Below are 1,618 nucleotides of genomic sequence, written 5' to 3'. Positions count from 1 at the left end.
GTCAAGCGCGTCGTTGACTACAACGTCAAGGTGCGCGTCAAGTCTGATCAGACTGGCGTGGATATCGCCAATGTGAAGATGTCTATGAACCCCTTTGACGAAATCGCCGTCGAAGAAGCGACTCGCCTGAAGGAAAAGGGCGCCGTCGCCGAAGTCGTGGCGGTTTCCTGCGGCGTTGCGCAATGCCAGGAGACGCTGCGCACGGCCATGGCCATCGGCGCCGACCGCGGCGTGCTGGTCCAGACCGACGCCGAACTGCAACCGCTGGCCGTGGCCAAGCTGCTGAAGGCGCTGGTCGACAAGGAACAGCCCCAACTGGTCATCCTGGGCAAGCAGGCCATCGACGACGACGCCAACCAGACCGGCCAGATGCTGGCCGCGCTGCTGGACTGGCCGCAAGCCACGTTCGCCAGCAAGGTCGAGCTGGCCGACGGCAAGGCCACGGTCACGCGTGAAGTCGACGGCGGCCTGGAAACGCTGACGATCAAGCTGCCGGCCATCGTCACCACCGACCTGCGCCTGAACGAACCGCGCTACGTCACGCTGCCGAACATCATGAAGGCCAAGAAGAAGCAGCTGGACACCGTCTCGCCCGAAGATCTGGGCGTCGATCCCGCTCCCCGCCTGAAGACGCTGAAGGTCAGCGAGCCGCCCGCCCGCAAGGCCGGCATCAAGGTGGCCGATGTCGCGGCCCTGGTCGACAAACTCAAGAACGAAGCGAAGGTGGTCTGATCATGACGACGCTGGTTATTGCCGAACACGATAACGCCCAGCTCAAGGGCGCAACCCTGAACGCCGTCGCCGCCGCCGCCAAGATCGGAGGCGACGTGCACGTGCTGGTCGCCGGCGCCAACGCGCGCGCCGTGGCCGACCAGGCCGCCGCCGCCGCCGGCGTGGCCAAGGTCCTGCTGGCCGATGCCCCGCAACTGGCCGACGGCCTGGCCGAGAACGTCGCGGCCCAGGTGCTGGCCGTGGCCTCGGGCTACAGCCACATCCTGTTCCCGGCCACCGCCTCGGGCAAGAACGTGGCCCCGCGCGTCGCCGCCAAGCTCGACGTGGCGCAGATCTCCGACATCATCGGCGTGGAATCCGCCGATACGTTCCAGCGCCCCATCTACGCCGGCAACGCCATCGCCACCGTGCAGTCGGCCGATGCCGTGAAGGTCATCACCGTGCGCACCACCGGCTTTGACGCGGTTGCCGCGCAAGGCGGTTCCGCCGCGGTGGAAGAGATCGCCGCGGTTGCCGATTCGGGCCTGTCCACGTTCGTGGGCCGCGAAGTCGCCAAGAGCGACCGTCCCGAGCTGGCCGGCGCGCGCGTGGTGGTGTCGGGCGGCCGCGGTCTGGGCAGCGCCGAGAACTTCAAGATCCTGGATCCGCTGGCCGACAAGCTGGGCGCGGCCCTGGGCGCTTCGCGCGCCGCGGTCGACGCGGGCTACGCGCCTAACGACTGGCAAGTCGGTCAAACCGGCAAGATCGTCGCGCCGCAGCTGTACGTGGCGGTCGGCATCTCGGGCGCCATCCAGCACTTGGCCGGCATGAAGGATTCGAAGGTCATCGTCGCCATCAACAAGGATCCGGAAGCCCCGATTTTCGGCGTGGCCGATTATGGCCTCGT

Annotated in this window: 2 protein-coding genes; both read left to right on the top strand. The window is 67.3% G+C overall.

Translation table 11 applies throughout. From position 1 onward, the window contains the following. A partial coding sequence (locus ADE01S_RS30980) for an electron transfer flavoprotein subunit beta/FixA family protein (protein ID WP_062685585.1) occupies window positions 1–732 on the top strand: 732 nt, incomplete at its 5' end. Between the two features lie 2 nt (window positions 733–734). After that, window positions 735–1,618 (top strand): electron transfer flavoprotein subunit alpha/FixB family protein (locus tag ADE01S_RS30975; RefSeq protein ID WP_062685584.1); only part of this gene is annotated, 884 nt, incomplete at its 3' end.

The sequence above is a fragment of the Achromobacter denitrificans NBRC 15125 genome, from assembly GCF_001571365.1.
In the GTDB taxonomy this organism is placed as follows: domain Bacteria; phylum Pseudomonadota; class Gammaproteobacteria; order Burkholderiales; family Burkholderiaceae_B; genus Achromobacter; species Achromobacter denitrificans.
The sequence above is the reverse complement of the archived record's forward strand: the minus strand, read 5'-3'. Positions and strand labels throughout refer to the sequence as shown.